Source organism: Streptomyces sp. XH2, from assembly GCF_049725035.1.
Classification (GTDB): Bacteria; Actinomycetota; Actinomycetes; order Streptomycetales; family Streptomycetaceae; genus Streptomyces; species Streptomyces roseoverticillatus.
Genome location: NZ_JBMMMZ010000030.1, coordinates 21782 through 40745, shown reverse-complemented (window position 1 = coordinate 40745; position 18964 = coordinate 21782). Strand labels below are relative to the sequence as shown.

General features: G+C 74.3%; 17 protein-coding genes. 8 read left to right on the top strand and 9 right to left on the bottom strand.

The genetic code is table 11. The features are described from left to right. Positions 1-29: 29 nt before the first annotated feature. Positions 30-1031: a hypothetical protein gene (locus ACOTKD_RS37750; protein WP_424893536.1), complete on the bottom strand. Its 1002-nt coding sequence runs from the start codon at positions 1029-1031 to the stop codon at positions 30-32. Between the two features lie 385 nt (positions 1032-1416). Between ACOTKD_RS37750 and ACOTKD_RS37745 the strand changes: the two genes are divergently transcribed. Then, entirely contained in the window at positions 1417-2301 is an 885-nt protein-coding gene (locus tag ACOTKD_RS37745; RefSeq protein WP_424893539.1) for a DMT family transporter, read from the top strand. 54 nt (positions 2302-2355) lie between these two features. Then, a complete protein-coding gene (locus tag ACOTKD_RS37740; protein ID WP_424893535.1) occupies positions 2356-2871 on the top strand; it encodes an NUDIX hydrolase in 516 nt (171 codons plus the stop codon). 530 nt (positions 2872-3401) lie between these two features. On the opposite strand, the gene ACOTKD_RS37735 is transcribed toward ACOTKD_RS37740, so the two are convergent. Together ACOTKD_RS37735 and ACOTKD_RS37730 are read right to left on the bottom strand one after the other, a co-directional pair. Beyond that, on the bottom strand, positions 3402-4328 hold the full coding sequence (locus ACOTKD_RS37735) for an NADP-dependent oxidoreductase (RefSeq protein WP_424893534.1): 927 nt from the start codon (positions 4326-4328) through the stop codon (positions 3402-3404). Positions 4329-4362: 34 nt separating this feature from the next. Next, the gene (locus ACOTKD_RS37730; protein ID WP_424893533.1) at positions 4363-5856 is read right to left on the bottom strand and encodes an MFS transporter; all 1494 of its coding nucleotides are present in this window, start codon (positions 5854-5856) and stop codon (positions 4363-4365) included. A 132-nt stretch (positions 5857-5988) separates the two neighbouring features. On the opposite strand from ACOTKD_RS37730, the gene ACOTKD_RS37725 reads away from it, so the two are divergent. The 5 genes from ACOTKD_RS37725 to ACOTKD_RS37705 all read left to right on the top strand — a co-directional run bounded on the left by ACOTKD_RS37725 (position 5989) and on the right by ACOTKD_RS37705 (position 10485). Beyond that, positions 5989-6429: a MarR family winged helix-turn-helix transcriptional regulator gene (locus ACOTKD_RS37725; protein WP_424893532.1), complete on the top strand. Its 441-nt coding sequence runs from the start codon at positions 5989-5991 to the stop codon at positions 6427-6429. A gap of 84 nt (positions 6430-6513) precedes the next feature. Further along, entirely contained in the window at positions 6514-7455 is a 942-nt protein-coding gene (locus ACOTKD_RS37720) for an MBL fold metallo-hydrolase (RefSeq protein WP_424893531.1), read from the top strand. Between the two features lie 132 nt (positions 7456-7587). Further along, complete coding sequence (locus tag ACOTKD_RS37715; protein WP_424893530.1) at positions 7588-8610, top strand: phosphotransferase family protein; 1023 nt, start codon at positions 7588-7590, stop codon at positions 8608-8610. Positions 8611-8616: 6 nt separating this feature from the next. Then, positions 8617-9831: an acyl-CoA dehydrogenase family protein gene (locus ACOTKD_RS37710; protein WP_424893529.1), complete on the top strand. Its 1215-nt coding sequence runs from the start codon at positions 8617-8619 to the stop codon at positions 9829-9831. A 99-nt stretch (positions 9832-9930) separates the two neighbouring features. Then, on the top strand, positions 9931-10485 hold the full coding sequence (locus ACOTKD_RS37705; protein WP_424893528.1) for a DUF2165 domain-containing protein: 555 nt from the start codon (positions 9931-9933) through the stop codon (positions 10483-10485). A 34-nt stretch (positions 10486-10519) separates the two neighbouring features. Here the strand turns inward: ACOTKD_RS37705 and ACOTKD_RS37700 are convergent, their stop codons facing one another. Further along, positions 10520-11611, bottom strand: a complete 1092-nt coding sequence (locus ACOTKD_RS37700; RefSeq protein ID WP_424893527.1) for a zinc-binding dehydrogenase — start codon at positions 11609-11611, stop codon at positions 10520-10522. 42 nt (positions 11612-11653) lie between these two features. Then, positions 11654-13072, bottom strand: coding sequence for an aldehyde dehydrogenase family protein (locus ACOTKD_RS37695; RefSeq protein ID WP_424893526.1), 1419 nt, complete (start codon positions 13070-13072; stop codon positions 11654-11656). A 139-nt stretch (positions 13073-13211) separates the two neighbouring features. Here ACOTKD_RS37695 and soxR point away from each other — a divergent pair, with 139 nt between their 5' ends. Beyond that, the gene (gene soxR, locus ACOTKD_RS37690; protein ID WP_424893525.1) at positions 13212-13667 is read left to right on the top strand and encodes a redox-sensitive transcriptional activator SoxR; all 456 of its coding nucleotides are present in this window, start codon (positions 13212-13214) and stop codon (positions 13665-13667) included. 33 nt (positions 13668-13700) lie between these two features. On the opposite strand, the gene ACOTKD_RS37685 is transcribed toward soxR, so the two are convergent. From ACOTKD_RS37685 to ACOTKD_RS37670, 4 genes are all read right to left on the bottom strand, one after another. Then, complete coding sequence (locus tag ACOTKD_RS37685) at positions 13701-15143, bottom strand: amidase (protein ID WP_424893524.1); 1443 nt, start codon at positions 15141-15143, stop codon at positions 13701-13703. A gap of 117 nt (positions 15144-15260) precedes the next feature. After that, on the bottom strand, positions 15261-15872 hold the full coding sequence (locus tag ACOTKD_RS37680; RefSeq protein ID WP_424893523.1) for a hypothetical protein: 612 nt from the start codon (positions 15870-15872) through the stop codon (positions 15261-15263). Positions 15873-16079: 207 nt separating this feature from the next. Beyond that, positions 16080-17378, bottom strand: coding sequence for a serine-threonine protein kinase (locus ACOTKD_RS37675; protein WP_424893522.1), 1299 nt, complete (start codon positions 17376-17378; stop codon positions 16080-16082). A 174-nt stretch (positions 17379-17552) separates the two neighbouring features. Beyond that, complete coding sequence (locus ACOTKD_RS37670; protein WP_424893521.1) at positions 17553-18839, bottom strand: exo-beta-N-acetylmuramidase NamZ family protein; 1287 nt, start codon at positions 18837-18839, stop codon at positions 17553-17555. Positions 18840-18964 lie beyond the last annotated feature (125 nt).

Below are 18964 nucleotides of genomic sequence, written 5' to 3'. Positions count from 1 at the left end.
GGGGGGGGACGCGGGCTGCCGGGCGGGGGTCAGGCGGAGCCGAGGGCGGCGCGGCGCGCGTCCTGGAAGGCCCGGCCCGCGTCCCGGTCGGGATAGGACCAGGGGGCGGGGGTGGCGTGCGGTCCTATGCGGGTGAGCAGGGCCGCCGCCTCGGCGAGCCGGCCTTCGTGGAGCTTGGCGTGGGCGAGGTAGTTGAGGTCGACCTTGCGCCGGGGGTGGGCGCTGCCGGTGCAGGCGCCGGTGTGCTCGTCGTTCTCGTCTATGTCCCATTCGAGCCACCAGTCGAAGGCGGCCTTCATCACCTGGCGGGCGCGGCGGCTGGTCCAGTGGCCGGAGCGGGCGGGGTCGCCGGGTTCGAGGCCGGCGCGGGCGAGGACGCGGTAGCGCTCGGCGTGGGCGACGACGGGCAGGACGGCCAAGGGCGAGTCGGCGGGCGCCTGTTCGGCGGCCCAGGAGGCGAAGTCGTAGACCTCGTGCAGGGGGTCGTCGCGGTCGCCCTCCTGGTGCTCGGCGAGGCAGGCGGCCATGAGGTGGTGGGCGTGGTGGTGGTCCCGGTGCCGGGCGCGGACCTGGTCGAAGGCGCGCACGCGCTCGTCGTCGGTGCCGGTGCGGCGGGCGAGGATGAGGACGGCGAGCCAGGGGGACGGGTCCGTGGGGGCCATCCTGGCCGCCACCAGGCACGCGGCGCGGGCGGTCTCGGGGCTGTCCTTGCCGCTCACGGCGCGGAAGACGGTGGCGCAGGCGAGGAGGGCCGCGGCGTCGGGGCTGTCGGGCTCGGCGAGCTGCCACTCGCGGGCCCAGGCGAGGCTGGAGGGGACTTCGGCCAGGACGACGAGGCGGTGGCCGCGGCGGTCCCAGTCGTCTCCGGTCTCGGCGAGCAGCCGGCGGGCCTCGGTCCAGCGGCCGCGGGCGAGTGCGTCACGGACGGTGGCGAGTGCGCCGTCGTCGAGGGCGGGGTCGAAGGCCACTCCGTCCTTGCTCCGGGAACGGGCAGCCCGGGCCGCTTTCCCTAGGGGGCGCGGGGGCGTCATCTGCGGGCTTCCTCCACGGCGTACGTCCCCTCCGGCCGCCTGGTCGGGGCGTCCGCATGCATCCACGTCAGTCACGCACAGCAAAGCGGTAGTCACTACTCCGAGTCAAGACCCGATCTTGGGACTGACAGTTCATCAACTCACAAGAGGTCAGTTCCGGTTACCGCGGTTCACTCCCCCGCACCGCGCGCCGTCGCGCGCATACTCGCACACCCACCCCATGGACAGCAGTTCGACGAACGGCGGGGCACTCCCGTGAGGTGTCGACCGTTGGAGGGGATGGCCGCCCGAAAGAGGGGTACTCGGCCGTCACACCGCCCACAAGGCGGCTATCGTTTTTCTGTCAAGTCCCCGACGACCGAATGGTCTTGAGGTGCGCGACGTGATGGTCTTCGCCTTCGCCGTGAGCGCGGCGTGCTGCCTGGGCATCGGCTTCGTCCTCCAGCAGAACGCCGCGCAGCGGGCCCCGATGAGCGACTTCCTCTCCCTCCGGCTGCTGCTCGACCTCGTCCGGATGCCGCGCTGGCTGGCCGGCATAGGAATGATGGTGTGCGGCATGGTCCTCGGCGCGATCGCGCTGGGGCAGGGCGAGGTGTCGCTGGTCGAGCCCCTCCTCGCGACGAACCTGCTGTTCGCGATGGCCCTCTCCCGCTGGCAGACCCGCCAGCCGCTGGGCCGCTCGGGGTGGGGCGGGCTGTGGCTGCTGGCCGGCGGCGTCGCCGCCTTCATCGTCGCGGGTCAGCCGCACGGCGGCGCCACCGTCACCGACCCGCTGCGGCACTGGCTGATCATCGGCATCATGGTGGGCGGCGCGCTCGCGCTGGCGGCGGCCTCCAAACGGGCGCGGATGAGCGTCGAGGCGCCGCTGCTGGCGGTGGCCGCCGGGCTGCTCTACGGCGTGCAGGACGCCCTCACGCGCGTCAGCGGCAAACAGCTGTCCAAGGAGGGCCTGACGGCGTTCTTCCTGAGCTGGCAGCCGTACGGGGTGCTCGCGCTCGGCCTGACCGCACTGGTCTTCGTGCAGAGCGCCTTCGAGACGGCCCCGCTGCGGATGTCCCTGCCCGCACTGACCGCGGCGCAGCCGCTCGCGGGGATCGCCTGCGGGGTGGGGTTCCTCGGCGACCGGCTGGACACCTCGCCCGGGGCGCTGGCCTGGGAGGCGGCCGGCCTGGTGGCCATCGTGATCGGCATCGTGCTGATCGGGCGGCATCCGGCGATGCCGTCGGGGACGGCGGAGGCGGACCGGGTGCGCGACCTCCAGCCGCACTGAGCGGTTGCGCTGCCGCGCTGCGTCCGTGGTTGACGGCGCTGCTTTCATGGGCGCATGAGCGATCAGACACCGCAGCCCGCGGATGAGGTGCTGGACATCGTCGACGAGCGGGACCGGGTGGTCGGGCAGGCCCCGCGCGGGGAGGCGTACGCGCGCGGGCTGCGTCACCGCTGTGTGTTCGTCCTCGCCAGGGACGGCGAGGGGCGGATCTTCGTCCACCGGCGCACCCCGGGGAAGCTGGTCTTCCCCTCGCGCTACGACATGTTCGTGGGCGGGGTCGTCGGAGCGGGCGAGTCGTACGACGAGGCGGCGCTGCGGGAGGCCGAGGAGGAGCTCGGCGTCTCCGGGCTTCCGGCGCCGACGCCGCTGTTCCGGTTCCTCTACGAGGGGCCGGGGGGATCGTGGTGGTCGGCAGTGTACGAGGTCCGGTGCGACTTGGCGGTGAGCCCGCAGGTCTCGGAGGTCGCCTGGCACGGGTTCCTCTCCGAGGGGGAGCTGGAGGCCCGGCTCGGCGAGTGGGACTGGGTCCCGGACGGCTTCGAGGCGTACCGGAGGCTCCGGGGGCGTTGAGCCCTGCCGGGCGGGGGGGGCGACGGGGCCGGCGCCTTCCCTCCGCCGCCGCGGCGGGCAACCACCACGCGGCCGGGCCGGCGGCGCCGAAACCAGCCGCGCCCGGCACGGCACCGCCGGACCCCGCCGTAGGGCCTGATCGCCGTCGCGGCGGAAGAGAACGGGCCTGACCGACCCACCGACCCAGCACCGGGGCCCGGCCGCAGCCGGCACGGCACCGCCGGGCCCCGCCGTGGGACTTGATCGCCGTCGCGGCGGAGGAAAGGTGCGCAGTCGGCAACCAGACTCCCGGGCCGCCCGGGACACCGCCGACCGCACGTCCCAGCCGCCGCCGCGGCGAGCAACCACCACGCGGCCGGGCCGGCGGCGCCGAAACCAGCCGCGCCCGGGACGGCACCGCCGGGCCCCGCCGTAGGGCCTGATCGCCGTCGCGGCGGAAGAACCGGCCCGGCACCGGGGCTCGGTCGCCCGGGCGCAGCCGGGACGGCACCGCCGAGGGAAGCGCGCTCGGGCACAAGGCCGGCCGGGGCTCAGTCGACCGTTACTACGATCTTGCCGCGGGTGTGGCCCTCCTCGCTGAGGCGGTGGGCGTCCGCCGTGCGGGCCAGGGGGAAGACCTTTGCCACCTCGACCGTGAGCTTGCCGTTCTCGGCCAGGTCGGTGAGGGCCGTGAGGTCGGACCGGTCCGGGCGGACGAAGACGTAGCGGCCGCCGAGGCCGAGGACGGCCGGGTCGGCGACGGAGGCGAGCCGGCCGCCGTGGGCGAGCAGCCCGGGCGAGACGGTGAGCGCGTCGCCGCCGGCGAGGTCGAGGACGGAGTCGACGCCCTCCGGGGCCAGCGCCCGCACCCGCTCGGCGAGCCCGTCCCCGTACAGGACGGGCTCCGCGCCGAGGGAGCGCAGGTAGTCGTGGTTGCGCTCGCTCGCCGTGCCGATGACGCGCGCGCCGAAGTGCCGGGCGATCTGGACGGCCATGGTGCCGACGCCGCCGGACGCGGCGTGGATCAGCACGGTCTCGCCCTCCCACAGCCGCAGCGCCTTGACCAGGGCCTGGTAGGCGGTGAGCCCGGCCAGCGGCAGGCCCGCGGCCTCCTCGAAGGTGAGGTTCTTCGGCTTGCGGGCGAGGGTCCGCACGGGCGCGGCGACGTATTCGGCGAAGGTGCCGCGGGAGAGGAAGTCCTCGCGGACGTAGCCGATGACCTCGTCGCCCTCGGCGAATTCGGTGGCGTCGGCGCCGGGCCGGACGACGACGCCCGCGACGTCCCAGCCGGGGATGACGGGGAAGACCGCGTCGAGCGCGGGGTCGAGGTAGCCGGAGCGGGCCTTCCAGTCGACGGGGTTGACCGCGGCGGCCTTGACCTTGACCAGGACGGAGTCGGGGCCGACCTTGGGGTTCGGCCGCTCGCCGTATTCGAGGACCTCGGGTCCTCCGTAGGTCCGGTAGCTGATGGCCTTCATGGGTGGTGCTCCTCGCGGGGGTGTCGGGCGCGCGTCAGGCGCCGGCGGGTGCGGTCTCAGCGTCCGTCGCGGCGGCGGGGTCCGCCACTTCGGCGCGCCGGGCGTGGATCGTCCGCAGGCCGAGCGCGGCGACGAGGGCGACCAGCAGGAACGCCGTGCCGGCGATGACGAAGGTGAGGGTGAACTGGCTTTCGGCGGGCAGCTTGGGCGCGCCCGGGGGCAGGTGCGCGAGGCTCTTGGAGGCGAGCACCGTGGTGATCATGGCGCTGCCGATGGCGCTGCCCGTGGAGCGGGAGATGGAGTTGATGCCGTTGGCGATGCCGGTCTGCCGGGGCGGGACGCTGGCGACGATCACGGCGGGCATGGCGGCGTAGCCGAAGCTGATGGCGGCGCCGACGAACATCCCGGCAGCGATCACGGAGACCGTGTGCTCGTGGTCGAGCGCGATCCACACGAAGCCGGCGGTGCCGATGAGGGAGGCGAGCAGCAGGACCAGGCGGGGGCCCTTGTGGCGGACGAGCTGGCCGCCGACCGGGGCGGCGAGCAGCGACACGACGGTGCTGGGCAGCAGGTACTCGACGGAGGCGCGCAGCACGGTGGCGGAGAACCCGTAGCCGGCGATCTTCTCCGGCATCTGGACGAGGTAGGACACGCCGATGAAGAGGGCGAAGGAGCCGAAGCCGACGAGGAGGCCGGCGATGTTGGCGAAGAGCACCGGGCGGTGGGCGAACATCTTCATGTCGACCAGCGGCTCGCGCACCGTGCGCTCGACCAGCGTCCAGAGCGCGGCCATCACGACGGCGCCGGCGAAGCAGCCGATGGTGCGGCCGGAGGACCAGCCCCACTCGTGGCCCTGGGTGATGGGCAGGAGGAGCAGGACGAGGGTGGCGGCCAGGGTCAGCGCACCGAGGACGTCGGTGCGGCCGCCGGTGGTCTCGCGGGTGGCGGGGACGAGGAGGACGACGGCGAGGAGCGCGAGCGCGGCGAGGCCGGTGGCCAGCCAGAAGGCGCTGCGGTAGTCGGGGTTGTCGCCGGAGGTGAGCAGGCCGGTGGCGACGAGGGCGAGGCCGCTGCCGAAGGCGAGGGTGCCGCTGACCATGGCCATGGCGCCGGGCAGCTTCGCGGGGCGGACCTCCTCGCGCAGCACGGAGAGCGCGAGCGGGAAGATCGCGGTGGCGGCGCCCTGGAGCACCCGGCCGACGATCAGCCACAGCAGGGAGTGGGTGACGGCGGCGAGGACGGAGCCGGCGACCATGACGACCAGCACGCCGACCAGGGTCTTCTTCTTGCCGTGCTGGTCGCCGAAGCGGCCGAGGAGCGGGGTGAAGACGGCGGCGGAGAGCAGGGTCGCGGTGGTGACCCAGCTGACGTTGGCGGAGCTGGTCTCCAGGTCGCTCTGGATGAGGCCCAGGATCGGGACGACCAGGGTCTGCATCATCGACACGACCATGGCGGCGAGGCTCAGGGCGAAGACGATGACCGTCTCGTTGCGCGGGGAGGCGGCCGGGGAGGCCGGGGAGGAGGTCAAGGGGAAGTCCTTCTGTTACTTCACGACGTTGATGCTTGAGATCGTCAAGCAACTCGGCCCACCGTAGGCCCGAATACTTCAGGTAGTCAAGTTAATGTTTTATTACCTCAACCTCTTGAGTACACTCGAACCATGACCGCCACCGCACCCCGGACCCCGACCAAGGCCCAGCTCCTGGAGCTCGTGGCGGCACTCGGCACCGCCCAGTGGCAGGACTTCGCCGCCGCCGCTGCCCGGCAGGGCCTCACCTCCGTCCAGGCCAAGCTCCTCGCCCAGCTCAAGGGCCCCGTCCCCATGCGGGGGCTCGCGACGCTGCTGGTGTGCGACGCCTCCAACGTCACGGGCATCGTGGACCGCCTGGAGGCCCGCGGCCTGGTCCGCCGCGAGCCCGACCCCGCCGACCGCCGCGTGAAGAACGTGGTCGCCACCGACGAGGGCCACGAGATCATCCGCCGCGTCCGCGCCGAGATGCAGGCCACCCACAGCGCGCTCGACACCCTCGACGAGGAGGAGCGCACCACGCTGTACGGACTCCTGGAGCGGCTGCGCCCCGGACTGGAGCACCGCGCCTGACGCTCCGCACCGCCTCCCCGGCGCCCGTATTCTGACGGGCAGTCGGTTCCGCGCACCCCGCGCGGAGGCAAGGGGAGGTCTTCCATGTGCAGCACGAGCCCGGTCACGCCCGTCGGAGCGGAGCCGGCCGAGCCCCGCACCGTCCGTCTCGCTCCCGGGGTCACGGCCTTCGTCCAGCCCGACGGCGGCTGGTGCCTGAACAACGCGGGGATCGTGACCGGCGGCGGCCGGACGGCGCTGATCGACACCACGGCCACGGTCCGCCGGGCGCGGCTGCTGCGCGACGCCGTCACGGACGCCGGCGCGCCCCTGCCCACCACGATCGTCAACACGCACCACCACGGCGACCACACCTACGGCAACTGCGTCTTCCCCGAGGCGACCGTCGTCGGTCACGAGGAGTGCCGCCGTCAGACCATCGACTCGGGCCTGCAGTTGCACGGCATCTGGCCCGAGGTCGAGTACGGTGACGTCCGCATCACACCCGCCGAGGTCACCTACACCGACACCCTCGCCCTGCACGTGGGCGACACCGAGATCCGGCTGATCCACCCGGGCACGGCGCACACCACCGGCGACACCATCGCCTGGCTGCCGGAGCAGCGCGTCGTCTTCACCGGCGACCTCGTCTTCAACGGCGGCACCCCGTTCCTCCTGATGGGCTCCCTCGCGGGCTCGCTCCACTCCCTGAAGGTGCTGCGCGAGCTGGACGCCGAGACGGTCGTGCCCGGCCACGGCCCGGTCACCGACCCCGGCGCGTACGACGTCCTCGAACGCTACTTCCGCTGGCTCCAGGACCTGGCCCGCACCGAGCACGCCGCCGGCCGCACCCCCCTGGAGGCCGCCCGCGCCGCCGACCTCGGCGAGTTCGCGGCCCTCCACGAGAGCGAGCGCCTGGTCGCCAACCTGCACCGCGCCTACGCCGAACTGGAGGGCCGGCCCCTGGGGGAGCCGCTCGACCTGCCGGCCGTCGTCGGCGACATGATGACGATGAACGGCGGCCGGCCGATGGTCTGCCACGCGTAGCACCGTAGGCAGCGCAGAAACGCAGGCACACGGAGGCACGCATCGGAGCGCACGCACCCTGGACGGCATACCGACCGGTCGGCATGATGTCCCGCGGACGTACCGGTCAACTCCCCCGACGAGGAGCGTGCGATGAGCGAGGACAATCCCCCCGGGCTCGATCCGGAGCGGCTGCGGGCCCATCTGGAGCGGGAGCTTCCGGGGCTCGTGCGGGGGCCGCTGACGGCCCGGCTGATCGAGGGGGGCCGGTCCAACCTCACGTACGCCGTCAGTGACGGCACGAGCCGGTGGGTGGTGCGCCGGCCGCCGCTCGGGCACGTGCTGGCCACCGCGCACGACATGCGGCGCGAGCACCGGGTGATCAGCGCGCTGCACGGGACGGCGGTGCCGGTGCCCGGGGCGCTGCTGCTGTGCGAGGACGAGAGCGTGCTCGGGGCGCCGTTCTACGTGATGGAGTTCGTGGACGGGACGCCGTACCGGACGGCCGGGCAGCTCGCCGCGATCGGACCGGACCGCACGCGGCGGGTCGTGCTGGGGCTCGCCGACACGCTCGTCCGGCTGCACGCCGTCGATCCGGAGGCGGCGGGGCTCGCGGACTTCGGGCGGCCGGAGGGCTTCCTGGAGCGGCAGTTGCGGCGCTGGGGCAAGCAGCTGGAGGCGTCCCGCAACCGGGAGCTGCCGGGCATCGACGCGCTGCGCTCCGCCCTGGCCGCGGCGCTGCCCGCCTCCCCCGCCGCCGCGGTCGTGCACGGCGACTACCGGCTCGACAACGTCCTGATCGGCGCGGACGACACGGTCGCCGCCGTCCTGGACTGGGAGATGTCCACGCTCGGCGACCCGCTCACGGACCTCGGCCTGCTGGTGATGTACAGCGAGCAGGAGCCCGTCCCGGGCTCGCCCATCAGCACGACGCGCGAGGCCCCGGGGCACCCCGCCCCCGCCGAGATCGTGGAGCGCTACGCCGCCGCGTCCGGCCGCGACGTCTCCGCACTCCCCTGGTACACGGCCTTCGCCTACTTCAAGCTCGCCGTGATCCTGGAGGGCATCCACTACCGCTACACCCTCGGGCAGACGGTCGGCGCGGGCTTCGACCGCATCGGGCAGCTCGTCCCGCTCTTCATCGACAACGGACTCACCACCCTCCGGAAGGGCTGACCGGCCATGGACTTCGCCTTCGACGCCCGCACCGAGGAACTGCGCGGGCGGCTGCTCGCGTTCATGGACGAGCACGTGTACCCGGCGGAGGCCGTCGCCGAGGAGCAGCGGGCCGGCCTGGCCGACCCGTGGACCGCGCCGCCGGTCGTCGCCGAGCTCCAGGCGGAGGCCCGGCGGCAGGGGTTGTGGAACCTCTTCCTTCCCGGTGAGGAGTACGGCGCCGGGCTCACCAACCTCCAGTACGCCCCGCTCGCCGAGATCACCGGACGCAGCCCGCAGCTGGCCCCCACCGCCCTCAACTGCGCCGCCCCCGACACCGGGAACATGGAGCTGCTCGCCCAGTTCGGCAGCGAGGAGCAGCGCAAGCGCTGGCTGGAGCCGCTGCTCGACGGCCGGATCCGGTCGGCGTTCGCGATGACCGAGCCCGACGTCGCCTCCTCCGACGCGACGAACATCGAAACCCGCATCGAGCGCGACGGCGACGCGTACGTCATCACCGGCCGCAAGTGGTACATCTCCGGGGCCATGAACCCCGCTTGCGAGATCTTCGTCGTGATGGGGAAGACCGACCCGGACGGGGCCGACCCGCGGCGCCAGCAGTCGATGGTCCTGGTCCCGCGGGACGCGCCCGGCCTGCGGGTGCGGCGCGCCATGAAGGTCTACGGCTACGAGGACCACTACCACGGCGGTCACGCCGAGATCGTCCTCGACCGCGTACGGGTGCCGGTGGCGAACCTCGTGGGCGAGGAGGGCGGCGGCTTCGCGATCGCGCAGGCGCGCCTCGGCCCCGGCCGCATCCACCACTGCATGCGGCTGATCGGCATGGCCGAGCGGGCGATCGAGCTCATGTGCCGGCGCGCCCTGGACCGTACGGCCTTCGGCAAGCCGCTGGCCGGGCAGGGCGTCGTGCAGCAGTGGATCGCCGACTCGCGGGTGGCCGTGGAGCAGTTGAGGCTGCTGGTGCTCAAGACGGCGTGGCTGATGGACACCGTGGGCAACCGCGGCGCGCACACCGAGATCCAGGCCATCAAGATCGCCACCCCGCGGACGGTCGTGGACATCCTCGACAAGGCCGTGCAGCTGCACGGGGCGGGCGGTGTGAGCCAGGACTTCCCGCTGGCGGAGCTGTGGGCCGCGGCGCGGACGCTGCGCCTGGCCGACGGGCCGGACGAGGTGCACCAGCGGTCGCTGGCGCGGCGGGAGTTGCGGCAGTACCGGTAACTACGCACACCGGTAGCCGTGCGGGCCGCTCCGCCGCGTACCGGCCCCGCCCGGCGGGCAGGAATATCCACTACGGGCGAGGCCGGAGGGGGAGGTCGCATGGCCGCCAAGTGGAAGGTGCGCGGGCCGCGCGAAGCCGTGCGGCTCGGAGGGCTGCCGTTCGCGGCGGCGGCGCTCACCGGCACCGTCGCGCTCTACATCGCGCTCGTCGCCTTCGGCAACATCACCGACTTCGGGACGAACCAGGAGTTCGTCCGGCACGTCCTGGCGATGGACACGACCTTCCGGGACGACGACCTGATGTGGCGGGCCGTCACGGACCGCACGCTGCAGGACATCGCCTACCTCGCGATCATCGTCTGGGAGACGCTCGCCGCGGTCGTGCTCGTGGCCGCGACGGTCCTGTGGGGGCGCGGGCTCACGAGCCGCGGCGCGGGCTTCCGGCGCGCGCGGCGGCTCAGCACGCTGGGGCTGGTGATGGTCCTGCTGCTGTTCGGCGCGGGGTTCATCGCGATCGGCGGCGAGTGGTTCGCGATGTGGCAGTCCCAGAAGTGGAACGGCCTGCAGGCCGCCGGGCGGAACTTCCTGCTGGCGGGGTTCGTGCTCGTGCTGATCCACCTGCCCTCACCGCAGTGGCACTCCCCGGAGGGCTGAGCCGCCCCCTTCCTCCGACGCGCTAGGACGCGTCCTACGCGTCGGAGAACACCACGAGCGACCGCCCGCCCCGCCCCGCGAGCATCGCCTCGAAGGCGCCCGCGATGCCGTCGAGGCCGATCCGCGCCGTCACCAGGGCGGACAGGTCGAAGCGGCCCGCGCGCACGTGCTCGGCGATCACGGGCAGGTCCTTCGCCGGGTCGCTGTTGCCGTAGACGCAGCCCGAGAGCGTGCGCCCGAAGTGGAAGAGCTCCAGCGCGGAGAACGTCACCTGCTGGTCCAGGCCGCCGATGCCGACGACCGTCGTCCTGCCGCCCTTGCGCGTCGACGACCAGGCCGTACGGATCGCGTCCGCCCGCCCCGCGCACTCGACGGCGACGTCCGCGCCCCAGCCGCCGGTGAGCCCGCGGACGGCCTTGGCCGTGTCCGCGCCCGCGACGACGAACTCGGTGGCGCCGGCGGCCCGGGCCAGCTCCTCCTTCTCCGGGGAGACGTCCACGGCCACGATCGTGCCCGCGCCGGCGATCCGCGCGGACTGCAGGGTGGCGAGCCCGACGCCGCCGACGCCGTAGACCGCGACGGACTCGCCCGCGCGCACCTTCGCGGAGTGGTGGACCGCCCCGTAGCCGGTGAGCACGGCGCAGCCCAGCAGGGCCGCTTCGACCGGCGGTATCCCGCCGGGGAGCGGAATGGCCGCATCCGCCCGGACGACGGTCTCCTCGGCGAACACGGCCGTGCCCAGGCCCGGGTAGAGCGCGCTGCCGTCGGCGGCGAGGCGCGCGTACGGGACGGTGGCGGCAGCGGCCGCGCCCGCGCACAGCCAGGGTTCGCCGAGCCCGCAGAAGTGGCAGCCGCCGCAGGAGGGCGCCCAGTTGAGGACGACCAGGTCGCCCGGCACCACGTGCGTCACTCCCTCGCCGACCGCGGTGACCCGGCCCGCGCCCTCGTGCCCGAGGACGGCGGGCACCGGCTGGCGCAGCGTCCCGTTGGACAGGGAGAGGTCGGAGTGGCACACCCCGGCGGCGGCCAGGCGGATGCGCACCTGCCCGGGGCCGGGCGCGGGCAGGTCGATCTCGGCCATCTGCAGCGGAGCACCCACGGCGGGCAGTACGGCGGCGCGGACCATGCCATTCCTCTCGACGGTGGCGGCAGGGGCGGGACCCGGGTGTCAGAACTGGAGCGACTTGGTCTGCAGGTACTCCCCCAGCCCGTGGACGCCCAGCTCGCGCCCGACGCCCGACTCCTTGTACCCGCCGAAGGGCGCCAGGATGTTGAACCCGCCGCCGTTGATCTCCACCTGGCCGGCGTCCAGGCGCCGTGCGAAGGCGGCGGCCCGCTCCTTGTCGGCGGCCCAGACGGCGGCGGCGAGGCCGTAGGCCGTGCCGTTGGCGATCCGGGCGGCCTCGTCCTCGTCCTCGTACTTGATGAAGGAGAGCACGGGGCCGAAGATCTCCTCCTGGGCGATGGTCATCTCCGGCGTGACGTCGGCGAAGACGGTCGGGGTGACGAAGTAGCCCTTGTCGTGGCCCTCGGGGGGCGTCGCGCCGCCGGCGACGAGGCGCGCACCCTCCTCGATTCCCTTGTCGATGTAGCCGCGCACGCGCGCGTGCTGCCTGGCGTTGACGAGCGGGCCGACCCGGACCCCGTCCTGCGCGGGATCGCCGGGCGCGAAGTCCGCGACCGCGGCGGCGGCGAGGGAGACGGCCTCCTCGTACACGTCGGCGTGGACGAGCGTGCGGGTGAGGGCGTTGCAGGACTGGCCGGTGTTGCGGCAGACGTCGGCGACGTTCGCGGCGACGGCCTTGGCGAGGTCGGCGCCGGGCAGGATGACGTTGGCGGACTTGCCGCCCAGCTCCAGGGCGACGCGCTTGACCGCCGCGCCGGCCACCGCGCCGATCCGCTTGCCCACGGCCGTGGAGCCGGTGAAGGAGACGAGGTCGACCCCCGGGTGCTCGGCGAGGGCCTGCCCGGCCACCGGCCCGAGCCCGGTGACGAGGTTGAAGACGCCCGCGGGGAGCCCGGCCGCGTCCACGCACTCGGCGAAGAGCTGCGCGGTCAGCGGGGTGTCCTCGGCGGGCTTGAGGACGATCGTGCAGCCCGCGGCCAGCGCCGGGGCGACCTTGGACACGACCTGGTGGAGCGGGTAGTTCCAGGGCGTGATCGCGGCGACGACGCCCACGGGCTCGTGGAGGACGGTCGAATTGCCGATCCGCTCCTCGAAGGGGTGGCTCGCGGCGAGCTCGGCGTACGAACCGGCCACGGCGATCGGCAGCCCGGTGTGGACCCGCTGCGCGAAACCCTTGGGCGAGCCGAGCTCGGCCGTGACCGTGGCCGCGATCTCGTCCTGCCGGGCCGCCATCGCGTCGCGCAGGGCGGCGATGTGCTCCCCGCGCCGCGCGGGCGGCGTGGCCGCCCAGCCGGGCAGGGCCGCGCGGGCCGCCCGGACGGCCGCGTCGACGTCCCGGGCGTCACCGGCCGGGACGGTGCCGATGACCTGCTCGTCGGCCGGGTTCACGACCTCGATCGTCCCCGCTCCCACAGCGGGTCGCCAGGCTCCGTCGATGTACATGCCGTCGTGCGGGTTCACGGATCGTCTCCTCGCGGAAGCGGAACGGGATCGGAAACACGCTAGCGCCGGGCGCACCGCCCGTACCAGAGTGCGCCCCCCGCGGCGGTGTGGCCGTCGTCTCAATGCCGGGAGCCGCCGGTCACGTAAGGTCTGAGCTGTGCCGCAGATTTCGTACACGATCCAGGAACTGACCGTAGGCCAGCTGTCCGCGCGCAGCGGCGCGGCCGTCTCGGCGCTGCACTTCTACGAGACCAAGGGCCTGATCAGCAGCCGCCGCACCGCGGGCAACCAGCGCCGCTACGACCGTGACGCCCTGCGCCGCGTCGCCTTCATCCGGGCCGCGCAGCGGGTCGGCATCCCGCTGGCCACGATCCGGGAGGCGCTCTCGGAGCTGCCCGACGAGCGCACCCCGAACCACGAGGACTGGGCCCGGCTGTCCGAGACGTGGCGCGGCGAGCTGGAGCAGCGCATCAAGCAGCTGACCCGGCTGCGGGACCACCTGGACGACTGCATCGGCTGCGGCTGCCTGTCGCTGGAGACCTGCGCGCTGTCCAACCCCGACGACCGCAACGGCCTGCGGGGCGCGGGCTCGCGCCTGCTCGTCGAGCGCTGAGGAACGCCGCTCCCCGGGGCTGCTGCGGGCCGCTCACCACAGGGCGGGCCGCCGCCCGGCCCACGGCCGGGCCTCCTCCAGCTGGGCGGAGAGCGAGATGAGACCGGCCTCGTCGCCGTAGCGCCCGCCGAGCATGATCCCGACGGGCAGGTCCTCCGGCGTCCAGTGCAGCGGCACGCTCACCGCGGGCCTGCCGGTCGCGTTGTAGAGCGGGCAGAACGGAGTGAAGCCGGCCAGGTCCGCGAACTCCTGCTCCGGGTCGTCGTCGTTGCGCAGCCCGCCGACGGGCAGCGGAGGCCGGGCGAGGGTGGGCGACAGGAGCACGTCGTAGCCGGTGCCGGGCGCCTGCAGGACGTCGTCGACGAGCTGGGCGATCCCGCGCATCCGCTGGAGGGCCGTGGCGAACTCCGTGCCGGTGGCGCGGGCGCCGCGCTCGCGCAGGTGGCGGGTGAGGGGCAGCAAGTGCTCCTCGCCGCCCGGCGGTACGGGGATGAGCGTCGACAACACGTCCCAGACGGTGGTGAAGGCCCGGGCCAGGGACTCGTCGCCGGGGAGGGTCAGTTCCTCCACGTCGTGGCCGAGCTCCCGCAGCAGGTCCGCCGTCTCCCGCGCGGCGCGCCGGCACTCGGGGTGCACCTCCACCCCCGGAATGGGCGCCTCCGTGATGTGGGCGATGCGCAGCCGGCCCGGGGCGCGCCGCGCGTGCTCCGCGAAGGTCTCGCCGGGCGGGAGCGCGGGCGCGGCGTACGGGTCGCCGGGCATCGGCCCGGCGAGGACGTCGAGGAGCGCGGCGGCGTCCGCGACCGTACGGGCCAGGGGCCCGTGCGTCACCAGGCCGGTCACGTCGTGCAGGACCGGGCCGGGGCTCACCCGGCCGCGGCTGGGCTTGATGCCGAACAGGCCGCACGCGGACGCCGGGATGCGGATGGAGCCGCCCCCGTCGCTGCCGTGCGCGAGCGGGGCGAGCCCCGCGGCGACCGCGGCCGCGGCCCCGCCGCTCGATCCGCCGGCCGAACGGCCGAGGTCCCAGGGGGTGCGGGCGGGCGGCACGAGGGCGTTCTCGGTGTGCGAGGACAGGCCGAACTCGGGCGTGCTGGTCTTGCCCAGCAGGACCGTGCCCGCCTCGCGCAGCCGCGTCACCAGGTGGTCGTCCATCGTGGCGACGTTGCCGGCGTACGCGGCCGAGCCCATCGTGCAGCGCACGCCGGCGACCTGGCTGAGGTCCTTGACCGGCACGGGCACGCCGTGCAGCGGCGGCAGCGCGCGGCCCTCGCGCCGGGCGGCCGAGGCCGCGCTCTCGGCGTCGGCCGCCTGCTTGCGCGCCGTCTCGGGGGTGACGGTGACGAACGCCCCGACGGTGGCGTCCAGCCGTCCGATGCGCTCCAGGTAGTGCTCGGTCAGCTCGACGGGCGAGACCTCCCCCGCCCGCACCGCCGCCCCCTGCTCCAACGCGGTCAGATCGTGCAACTGCGCCATGCCGTCCGCCTCTTCTCGCACACCGGTGGGCCGTGCTGCATCCTCGCACCACCGGCGGACGGCGGACACCCCCTTCCCGGCCTCCTGCGGGTCCCCTCCCTGCGGCCGCGGCCGCGCTCACACCGCCGCGTAACGGTCCTCCAGCACCCGGCGGCGGGCCGCGGCCAGCGCCCCCGGGGTGAGTACGGGCCCGGGCACCACGATGCCGCAGTCCGCGCAGACGGGGCCCTGCGCGGGGCAGCGGTCCAGGTCGGGGCGCCATTCGAGGCGGTCCTGCGAGCAGACGGGGCAGACGTCCCCGGGCTCGGCCTCCATGGCGGCGATCACCCGGCGCAGCACGTCGGAGAGCCGGGCGGCCGGGTAGACGTCGGGGCTCACGCAGGGCACGATGTCGCAGCCGCCCCAGGTGTTGCGGTGCCACGCGTCGACGGCGGCGGGCTGCCGGATGCCGTCGTGCTTCTCACGCTTGCGGCGGTCGGCGAAGGACGCCTCGTAGGCCAGCCAGACCGCGCGGGCCTCCTCCAGCTCGCTCAGTGCGACGACCAGCCGGGCCGGGTCGGGGGCCCGGTCGGCCGGGGCGATCCCGGCCAGGTCGCACAGGTGGTGCCAGGTCGCCCGGTGCCCGTACGGGGCGAAGCGCTCGAGGCACTTGCGCAGGGAGGTCCGCCGCAAGGCGATGGTGTTCCGTGGATTGCGCACCTCTCGTGCGAGTGCTCTGAAACCTGCCACTGCATCCCACCTCCGACAGCGCGGACTCGGATCGACATGGAAGGGACGTAACTCATCGCCATTCGGATCCCTCGGCCGCGGTGTGCGGCCGACTCCGCTCTGCTACCCCGAAGTCGCGCCGGGATGTGGAACCCGGTCCATTCGGCTCGGTTCAGTCGGCCCGGCTCATAGGCCCCGGCTCGTTCGGGCCGGTCCGGTGGGCACGGCTCACGGCCCGGCCGGCAGGACCCGGCCGGCGTGGAGGATGACGCGGGCCAGCTCCTCGTGGCAGATGTCGCTGTGGGCGCCCGACGGGGGGCCGCCGCGGGCGACCACCGACGAGGCGTCCACGCTCACGCACCCCTCAGTGGGCAGGGCGCCATGCAGCGCCTCGTCCAGGGTGATCCGGGCGCTGGGGTCCACGGCCCGGATGCCGTTGTGGCCGACGGCGCCCCACCGGCCGTCGTCGAGGCCGAGAATGCCGTCGTCCTCGCGGGACATCATGGACGCGAGGGGATAGAGGGTGCCCAGGGCGGAGTCGTGGCGCGAGTGGCAGGCCACCAGCGGCCCGCGGATCCGCCGGTGCAGCCCGTCGAGCGCCCCGCCGCGGCCGGTGTCGAACGGCAGGCGGGACGCGAAGGCGTAGTGCGAGAAGGCTCCCTGGAGGAGGGTGACGCCGCCCAGGGCGGTGCCGTCGTCGGGCAGCGCGCGCAGCGCGAAGGACACGAGGCGGGCGCCGAAGCTGTGCCCGGCCAGGTGGACGCGCAGCCCGGTGGCGGATTCGGCGAGCAGGGCGAGCGCGGGCCCGAGGCCCTTCTCGCCGACGACGCCCGCGCGCCGCTTCATCGTGTAGTACGACATCTGCCGGAGCACTTCGAGGGCGCCGCCCCACAGCCGCTTCAGGGCTCCGCCGAGGAAGGCGGGCGGCAGTGCGCCCATGCGGTCCAGGGCGGCGGCGAAGCTCTCGCACACCTGCCGGGCGTCGCCCGTGAGCAGGTAGGAGGCGTCGTCCTCGCCGGCGTCCGCGGCCGCGAGCCCGTGCGGCGGCGCGGGGGCGAGGCCGCGGACGAGGGAGACGAACTCCTCCAGGCGCACGGGGTCCTCGGACTGCTCCGCGGCCAGCTCCGCGAGCCGGTCCATCACGGCCCGCTCGCACGGCAGGATCCTGACGAGGGCCTCGCGGGTGGCGGCGTCGAGGACGGGCGGGGCGGGCGGCGCCTCGGGGGCCGCCGACGGGAAGTCGGGGACGGCCTCGCCCGGGAAGCGCATCGACGGCCAGATCACGCCCGCGTAGCCCATGCGGACGCCGGGCGCGCGGGCGACCAGGCCGGGGAAGGGCGCGTAGAAGCGGGAGTAGAGGGCCGTGGCCATCGGCCTGTCGTTGTTCCACCCGTGCGCGAACACCACGAGGTCGGTGAGGCCCGCGCTCACGGCGCCGCGTATCAGGGCGTCGCGCTCGGTCGCGTCGGCGTCCCCGTCGGCGTCGAACGTCAGCTCCCAGTACGGTTCCGCACTCATGCCGGACATGGCGTTCCCCCTTGAGCAGCCCGGTGCCGGCGCATCGTCCCGCTGCCGGGAGTGACTGTCCAGACTCCCGTCACGCCGTTCACGCTTCCGGGGCCGGGAACCGTGCGTACCGCTGATCAGGGCTTCGTCAGGGGGCCAGGAGTTCGGCCGGGGAAGGCCTCGGCGGCCGTGCGGTCAGTCGTAGAGCAGGTGTTCCTCGCGCAGGGCCCGGAAGTCCTCCAGCCCGGGCTGCCAGGCCGCCACGATGTCGTCCACGGGCGCGCCCGCATCGGTCATGGTCCGGACGGACGCGGTCCCCGCGAGCCGGTCGATCCACCGGTCCGGGCGCCACGCGAAGCCCGGCCACACCTGTCTCGCCGTCACCAGCAGCGCGATGCCCGTCCGTACGGGCTGGAAGGCCCGGGGGTCGTGCACGTGCAGCTGCACCCCGCCGGTGGTGCGCCCCTGGAACTTGGAGAAGGCGGGCACCGCGTACGCCTCCCGGAAGCGCACGCCGGGCAGCTCCAGGGCGTTCAGGGCGTCCGCCCAGCGGCCGTCGACGCCCTCGGCGCCCACGTATTCGAACGGGAGCGTCGTGCCGCGTCCTTCGGACAGGTTCGTGCCTTCCAGCAGGCAGGTGCCCGCGTACGCGAGGGCGGTGCCCGGCGTGGGCATGTTGGGGCTGGGCGGGACCCACGGCAGCCCGGTGTCGCCGAAGAGGGCGTCGCGCCGCCAGCCGCTCATGGGGACGGTGTCCAGCCGCGCGGGCCGCCCGGCCGCCGCCGGCACGTACGCCGCGTTGAACAGCAGCGCCAGCTCGGCGACGGTCATGCCGTGCGCCTGCGCGATCGGCTCGCGGCCCACGCCGGAGGCCAGGGAGCGCTCCAGGACCGGGCCGTGCGCGCCGCGGCCCGTGACCGGGTCGGGCCGGTCCAGGACCACGGTCCGCAGGCCCGCGAGCGCCGCGGCGATCAGGCAGTCGTACAGCGTCCACACGTACGTGGAGAAGCGCGCGCCGACGTCCTGGATGTCGAACACGACGGTGTCCACGCCGGCGCGGCCGAACAGGTCCGCGAGCGCGCGGCCGCGCTTGCCGTGGATGTCGTGGACCGGGAGGCCGGTCGCCGGGTCCGTGCCCGTGGGCTCCGAGCCGCCGGCCTGTGCCGTGCCGCGGAAGCCGTGTTCGGGGCCGAAGACCGCGCGGAGGTCCACGCGCCGGTCCTCGTGCAGGACGTCCACCACGTGCCGGAGGCCTGCGGTGACGCCCGTGGGGTTGGTGACGACGCCGACGCGGTCCCCGGCGAGCAGGGCGTAGCCGCTGTCCGCCAGCCGGTCGAAGGCGGTGCGGACGCGCGGGGCGGACGCGGCCGGCGCGGGTGCGGCGGCGGGGCCGGCGAGGGCGCCCGCGGCCGCCGCGCCCAGCACCCGGCGCCGCGTCACATGCCGTGCGTTCGGGGTGCGTCCCCCGGAAGAGTGCCGCATGGTCATGCACGCTAACGCTCCGGCGGCCCGGCCGGGAGAATGTCGGAGGGCGTGCCTCCGGGCGCGTTCGCGGCCTCTTCCCCCGGCACATACCGACTGGTTAGTCTGCGCGGTGCAGCCGAGCC